6 protein-coding genes are annotated in these 7,123 nt (G+C 39.9%); 3 read left to right on the forward strand and 3 right to left on the reverse strand.

What is annotated here, in order from left to right; all coding sequences use genetic code 11:
• Positions 1-256 precede the first annotated feature (256 nt).
• Complete coding sequence (locus FTU72_RS10995) at positions 257-1,237, reverse strand: MBL fold metallo-hydrolase (RefSeq protein ID WP_180052827.1); 981 nt, start codon at positions 1,235-1,237, stop codon at positions 257-259.
• Positions 1,238-1,502: 265 nt separating this feature from the next.
• On the opposite strand from FTU72_RS10995, the gene FTU72_RS16570 reads away from it, so the two are divergent.
• Entirely contained in the window at positions 1,503-1,619 is a 117-nt protein-coding gene (locus FTU72_RS16570) for a hypothetical protein (protein WP_373683639.1), read from the forward strand.
• A gap of 65 nt (positions 1,620-1,684) precedes the next feature.
• Here FTU72_RS16570 and FTU72_RS11000 read toward each other — a convergent pair whose 3' ends face one another.
• Both FTU72_RS11000 and metG read right to left on the reverse strand, forming a co-directional pair.
• A complete protein-coding gene (locus tag FTU72_RS11000) occupies positions 1,685-2,041 on the reverse strand; it encodes a hypothetical protein (protein WP_034170100.1) in 357 nt (118 codons plus the stop codon).
• A gap of 195 nt (positions 2,042-2,236) precedes the next feature.
• Positions 2,237-4,297 carry a methionine--tRNA ligase gene (gene metG / locus FTU72_RS11005; RefSeq protein ID WP_180052826.1) on the reverse strand — a complete coding sequence of 687 codons (2,061 nt, stop codon included), beginning with the start codon at positions 4,295-4,297 and terminating at the stop codon, positions 2,237-2,239.
• 314 nt (positions 4,298-4,611) lie between these two features.
• Here metG and FTU72_RS11010 point away from each other — a divergent pair, with 314 nt between their 5' ends.
• Both FTU72_RS11010 and apbC read left to right on the forward strand, forming a co-directional pair.
• A complete protein-coding gene (locus tag FTU72_RS11010; protein WP_180052825.1) occupies positions 4,612-5,415 on the forward strand; it encodes a hypothetical protein in 804 nt (267 codons plus the stop codon).
• A gap of 289 nt (positions 5,416-5,704) precedes the next feature.
• Positions 5,705-6,964 (forward strand): iron-sulfur cluster carrier protein ApbC, encoded by a 1,260-nt coding sequence (gene apbC, locus FTU72_RS11015; protein ID WP_180004395.1) that lies wholly within the window; start codon positions 5,705-5,707, stop codon positions 6,962-6,964.
• Positions 6,965-7,123: the final 159 nt, after the last annotated feature.

The following is a 7,123-nucleotide window of genomic DNA, read 5'->3' on the forward strand; positions in this document are numbered from 1 at the left end:
ATTTTGTTTTTTAGATATTTAGCTTTATCAGGGAAAATGGCATGTTAAAAATGTGTGCTAAAGGTGCACATGAAAAGTAAAAGGATTTTTAAGAAAAAATTTAAAAAAAAATAAGTGAAAGATGATTTTGAATTGCAAAAGTACATCATGGTTTTAAATTTTAGAAGTCATATAGGCTATTGATTAGCTATATTTCCAATAAATAAAACCCTAACAAATTAGGGTTTCATCCGGAGCTAAAATCTGAAGTATTCAATTAATCTTTAAAATGTACGGGAATCCACTGATAGCTCTTTCCATCTTTCGAGTAAATATGACCGATCCCCGGAAATGGTAAATGTGGCGCTGCAATGGTCTGACCTTGCTTGGCGTATTCAGCAAAATGCTTTAAACGGGTTTGCACCGCAGTTTTAGGATCGACATCGAATTCTATGGCTGTTTCAGGTTTGTCGAATTGCAAGGTATGTGAATGGACGATGTCACCCACAAAAACCACTTCTTGACCATCTGCTTTGAGTTTAAAGCTGTAATGCCCTGGGGTATGACCAAAGGATGGCTTAAACTCGACCCCCCCAAAGGCTAAAGATTTATCAGAAAAGACTTTCACTTTTTTAGCTTTTTCATAGGGTGCAAGGGCTGCTTTAATTTTCTCTACGGTACCTAAGAAACCTTCCTGCTGGTCTTTCGGTAGTTTCTTGACAGTATTTGGACTTAGCCAGTAGTCATACTCGGTTTTGGAAATATGTAAGGTGGCATTTGGATAATTTGCTGCGCCGTTATTTGAAATGCCACAAACATGGTCAGGGTGGAGATGAGTCAGAAAAATACTACTCACTTGCGCAGGTTGATAACCTGATGCCTTGAGGTTGTTATAAATTGACCCTAAGTGTGCACCAAAGCAGCTTGCAGCACCGCTATCCACCATGAGCAGTTGATTGCCTGTATTAATCAGGAAAGCATTGACTGAAGTCTGTATGCCTTTGGCTTGATCGGCATGATATTTCTTCAAAATTTCTGTTTTTTCTGCATCATTTAGGCCTTTAAACATCGATGGATTTAAGTAGTTTGTGCCATCCAGCAGGGCAGTAATCTGAGTATTACCAATTTGGTGATGATAGTAGCCGGCGACTTGTTTTTGTAAAGCAATTGTTGCAGGTTCAGCAGCCTGACTCACACTTACACCCAAAACAGAAAATGAAAGTAGAGAGGTGAGGAGGGAGGTCTTTAAAATATTCATGGCAATTCTTATGGTTGTGAAGTTTATGCTATGTATTAGCATGTAAAGCATGAAAATAGAATATAAAAATATTTACCTTTTTTAAAAGAGAGAAGAGGAATTGAATATCTGTACTAGGCATTCAGTTTGAATCTGTATATTGATTTTTTAAGAAAATAAAAGTTTTTTTCTAAAAATATTTTTATAAATAAATTACTTAGATAAATTTCACTTTTATAAAAAAGCCCGTTAACATGGGGCATTGCAAACAGCCTTGGGTATCACTATGAGTTTTTGGAAAAAGAAAAATAATGCAGCATTTGTATTTTTCATTATTACCTTATATTCATTGCTAGGCTTCGGCATTGGCTATGTCATCTGGGAATTTTTCCTCGATAAATAAGTGCTATCTGATTTATTGATCGATCTAAAAAAGCCTCTAAAGATAGAGGCTTTTTTAATAAGCATTTATTTACTACATTCAGGCTGAGAACGGTCAATAATTTGAGTGCCTTCTACGCGATAACCAATTTGGCCTACAAGAAATGCTTGATTTAGTTGAGTGATGACTACATCAGAAAGTGCTACTGCACAACGATCTTTTTCAATGGCACGATCTACTGCTGTTTTGAAATTAGGAATACCTAAAGGGAATAAAATTACTGGAACTTTATCTTCGCCTTTAACGCGTTCGCCTTTAACGAACTGAGTTGAGTTTAGGTTAAAGTTTTTAGTTGAAGCTACAGTCATATCAGCCATACGGACTGAACATCCTGTGAATAGAATTGTTGATGCTGCTAAAGCTGAAACTAGTAATTTTTTCATGTTTACCCCGAATAATTCTAAAAATAAAAAAGCGTTTAGATTCTATAGATATATTTTTAAAAAACAAGAAAATAAATTGTATAAATGGTAAAAAAACTAAAGATGAAGAACTTTTATTGGCTGAGTATTATTTTAGTAGACTAAGTAAAAAGCCCCTACAATGTAGAGGCTTTTCCTCTATCTAAGACCTAAATCTCAAGACACTTTATCACCTGGTTTAGCACCAGATTCAGGTGAAATCACCCAAACACCTTCGCCATTACCAGCGGCAAGTACCATACCGTTCGAAATACCAAAACGCATCTTACGTGGAGCAAGGTTAGCGACCATCACCACCAGTTTGCCTTTCAGGTCTTCCGGTTTATAGAACTCACGGATACCACTGAACACATTACGTGGTTCAGCTTCTCCAACATTTAAAGTCAATTGCAGTAGTTTGTCAGAACCTTCAACCGTTGCAGCGTCCAGAACTTCAGCAACACGTAAATCAACTTTAATGAAGTCATCAATCGTGATGATCTCAGCTTCACCAACTTTAGGTTCAGCTTTCTTCTCTTTGGCTTTCTCTTTTTTCTTCTCAGCTTTTGCTGGTTCAGCAGCAGGTGCAGCTAAAGAATCTTTAGATGCATCGACCATCGCAGCCACAGCTTTCGGATCAACACGTTGCATCAGTGGCTGGAACAATGCAATTTCATGACCAGTCAAAATTTCAGTGCGAGAAGCAAAGTCGAAAGAAGCTAATTTCAGGAAGTCCTGAACCTGAGCAGCCAATGTTGGTAACACTGGAGCTAAATACACAGCCAATTGACGGAACAGGTTGATACCTACAGAACACACATCGTGAACCTGTTGTTCTTCACCTTCAACTTTCGCTAAAGCCCAAGGTTTTTTCTCATCGATGTACTGGTTGGCTTTATCTGCAAGTGCCATGATTTCACGGATCGCTGCCGAGAATTCGCGGGTTTCATATGCTTTGGCAATTGAGTCACCAGCATCAATAAAGCTTTGAACCAGTTCAGGCTCGGCACAAGTTGTACTTAACTTGTTATCAAACTTGGTATTGATGAATTTTGCACAACGGCTGGCGATATTCACTACTTTACCTACAAGGTCCGAATTCACTTTCTGAACGAAATCATCCAGATTCAGGTCAGAGTCTTCAACCTTGTCAGAAAGTTTAGAAGCAAAGTAATAACGCAGGTATTCAGGGTTCAAATGCTGTAAATAAGTTTCAGCTTTAATGAAGGTACCGCGAGATTTAGACATCTTCTGACCATTTACAGTCAGGAAGCCATTCACGAATAAACCGGTTGGTGTACGGTAGTCTGCACCTTCCAGCATTGCAGGCCAGAACAGGGCATGGAAGTAAACGATGTCTTTACCAATGAAGTGATAGACTTCATTTTTAGAATCTTTTTTCCAGAAATCATCGAAGCTTAAATCAGGACGTTTAGTTTTGATGTAATTCTCGAAGCTCGACATATAGCCGATTGGCGCATCCACCCACACATAGAAATATTTGTTTGGCGCATCAGGAATTTCAAAGCCGAAATACGGTGCATCACGTGAGATGTCCCAGTCGTTCAAGCCATTGTCAAACCATTCATCCAGTTTGTTGGCGATAGATACGGGTAGACGGCCTTCGTCACGGGTCCATTTTTGCAGGTATTCACCAAAATTTGGCAGTTTAAAGAAGTAATGGTCCGAAGATTTCTCAACAGGAGTCGCGCCGCTTAAAGTCGATTTTGGATTTAATAATTCAGTCGCGTTGTAAGTTGTACCGCAAACTTCACATGAATCGCCGTATTGATCTTCCGCCTTACATTTTGGGCATGTACCCTTAATGAAACGGTCTGACAGGAACATGCCTTTTTCAGGGTCAAATAACTGGGTTACAGGGCGAACTGCAATATTACCGGCTTCACGGTTTTTGATATAGATTTCTGAAGCGCGGGCGCGGTTGGTATCACTGTGGGTAGAGTCATAATGATCGAAATGCACACCGAAACCGTCAAAGTCACGAATATGTTCTTTTTGCACATTGGCAATCTGTGCTTCAGGTGAAATGCCATTTGCCTCAGCACGCAGCATGATCGCTGTACCATGAGCATCATCCGCACAGACATACGTCACGTCATGACCCATCGCGCGCATCGCACGTACCCATATATCAGCCTGGATATAGCCGAGTAAGTGACCCATATGAATCGGGCCATTGGCGTAAGGAAGGGCATTGGTGACTAGGATTTTATGCACGGATTCACTCTCTCATTCGTATTCATTATGCAATGGGCCATAATTTTACATGATGCAGAAGGGATTACAAAGAAATGCTTTTACAGAAGCATAAGGAATAAATCAGGCCGAATATTCAGAATACAAAAACTGGCTATAAACGGGTAATTGACCCGTAAAAATTCGATTGAGATAAGTTGATGCTACTTCCTGCAATCAATAGCAACAACATGTACAGGCTTTGTTGCAGTTTGCTTAATTCACCCACGTCATTGCATGCTTTGTGCTAAAAATTTGGCTGATCATTTTTATTATGACGCCTTAGGAGGGTACTCATGACTCAGAATAACCAGACAAGTACTTCAAAACAGAATCAAGATAAAGAACAACATGCACGAGAACTGCATGACAAGATTGAACAAGAGCAAAAGCAGAATGAGATTGATAAACAGCATAAGCAGAAGCATGAAGAAGTCCTAGAAGCCCAAAAAAATGGTGCTGATGAAAATTCTGATCATCAGCAAGACTCTAAAGCATCTGGTCATCAGCAATCAGAGCAAAAAGATGCGTCTAAAAATGACCAATCTAATCATGGTGATCAATCCGATAAAAAAGCTGAAAGTACCAAAATGGATGACTTAAAAGCGAAAGCCATCGCGATCGGTGAAGAGCTGTTGCAAAAAGGCGAAAAGATTCTGAATGAGCTAAAAAATGGCAAATCAGACAGCCAGAAAAATGGCGAGCAAGGTTCAGATGATTCGAAAAAGGCACAGGATCAAAGTTCTGGAGATAAATCAGCAAATCAGGCTGACCAAGATCGTATGGCAAATTTAAAAGATGAAGCGCTACACAAGTTTGAAGATACTAAGGTCAAAATTAGTGATTTGGTAAATGAAGCTGCTACGAAACTAAATGAGTTGAAACAGATGGCGGCTGAAACCATGACTAAAATGAAAGGCGATGATCAATCTCAGTCAAGTGATTCAAAAAAGCAGGATCAGGATTCTTCATCTAAAGAGGCTAAGGATAAGGACCAAAATTCAGATCAGACCAATAACAAAAATGATGCTAAAAAGGATCAGGATAAGGCTGATCAATCTGGGCAAAACAAGACCGATCAAGATAAAAATCATAAATAATCATTTCATGTTGAAAGCCACTTCATTTAATTTTTGAATGAAGTGGCTTTTTAATGGATACTATCTAGTTAATTTTATTTAAAATTTTAAAATATCAATAATATAAAACAATAAATAAGATGTAATGCTGACTTTATAAATTTTCTTCCCTGTAACTCTTTAAAACCAAGTAAAATAGTTGGAAATTATATTTGTCTTTCAGGCTTCTGAATACAGATTGCTTAACCTGAGACTAAAACCTCGTTAAACTAAGCTATTCAGATGTCTATCTATATTTTTGGAGTAACCTATGTCCTGGCTTTCTTCGCTTAAATCGGTTTTTTCGCCTTCCAAGGAGGTGAACGAAGAAGCTGTGCAGAACGTACTGCAAAACTATATCTTGCCAAATTCTAGCAATGCGCTGAAAGACCGGATTACTCAGGTCAATGTGCAAGGCGAGATTCTGCAAATCACCATTAATACCTATCCGGAAGAAAAAGAGCAGTTACAGCAGATTCATGATGAACTGGCGGATGCGCTAGAGAAATGCGGTATTAAAGAACTAAACCTGCATGTGATTCAGCAAAAGACGGGTCATAAAAAAGAAGGCGGTTGTGGACATCATCATGCAGAAGGCGAGAGCTGTTCCAGCCAGCCGCAAACTGCTGCTTCAAAATCGAATCTGCCACCTGTGGTTGATGCTTCAGGTCATGCAGCTCAAGCAGAAGCTGACCCAAATAATCCGCCGATCCAGAAAGCTGCTCCACAGCAACGTGATGTACCGAAGCATCCACGCATTCAGAATGTCATTCTGGTCTCTTCAGGTAAGGGCGGTGTAGGTAAATCAACCACAACTGTGAATCTGGCTTTGGCTTTGCAAAAATTAGGTTTGAAAGTGGGTGTACTGGATGCGGATATTTATGGTCCAAGTATTCCGACGATGCTCGGCAATGCCGGCAAAACCCCGATGATCGAAGCCGAGCAGTTTGTCCCACTCGATGCCTATGGTATGGCAGTGCTGTCGATTGGCCACCTAACGGGTGATAATAATACGCCAGTTGCTTGGCGCGGTCCGAAAGCAACAGGTGCCTTGATGCAGCTATTCAATCAAACTTTATGGCCAGATCTGGATGTATTGATGATTGATATGCCACCAGGTACAGGTGATATCCAGTTAACGCTCGCTCAGCGTATTCCAGTCACAGGTGCTGTGATCGTCACCACACCACAAAACGTGGCATTGCTGGATGCGACCAAAGGCATTGAACTGTTCAATCGTGTGCAGATTCCAGTGATGGGTGTAGTCGAAAATATGTCGACCCATATCTGTTCAAACTGCGGTCACGAAGAACAGATCTTTGGTACAGGCGGCGGTGATAAACTGTCAGAGCAATACAATATTCCATTGCTCGGCCGCTTGCCTTTGAATGCAGTGATTCGTGAAAATGCCGATGCCGGTAAGCCTTCAGTGATTGCTGGAGATGATGCTGCTGAAAGTTATATGGCCATTGCCCAGAAAATTGCAGCAAAATTGCCAAAAGCAGAAAAAGATAAAACTCGTATTTTCTAAGATTCTATAGTGAAAAAAAGAGAGCCGAGGCTCATTGCTGTCCCACAATTTTTCACAAGAGGAAGCTCAAATGAGCTTCCTCTTGTTTTATGGGTATTTTATCGGGTGAAAATAAAGCTTTTAAAGTTCTTCTTTCAAACAAATTCACTTGAATTATTC

It is taken from the genome of Acinetobacter sp. YH12137, assembly GCF_013418535.1.
Taxonomy (GTDB): Bacteria; Pseudomonadota; Gammaproteobacteria; order Pseudomonadales; family Moraxellaceae; genus Acinetobacter.

What these genes read in the sequence shown, in the direction of transcription:
- FTU72_RS16570 (WP_373683639.1), top strand. Translation starts at nt 1,503, where the DNA reads ATGAGTTTTTGGAAAAAGAAAAATAATGCAGCATTTGTATTTTTCATT.
- FTU72_RS10995 (WP_180052827.1), bottom strand. Translation starts at nt 1,237, where the DNA reads ATGAATATTTTAAAGACCTCCCTCCTCACCTCTCTACTTTCATTTTCT.
- FTU72_RS11010 (WP_180052825.1), top strand. Translation starts at nt 4,612, where the DNA reads ATGACTCAGAATAACCAGACAAGTACTTCAAAACAGAATCAAGATAAA.
- apbC (WP_180004395.1), top strand. Translation starts at nt 5,705, where the DNA reads ATGTCCTGGCTTTCTTCGCTTAAATCGGTTTTTTCGCCTTCCAAGGAG.
- FTU72_RS11000 (WP_034170100.1), bottom strand. Translation starts at nt 2,041, where the DNA reads ATGAAAAAATTACTAGTTTCAGCTTTAGCAGCATCAACAATTCTATTC.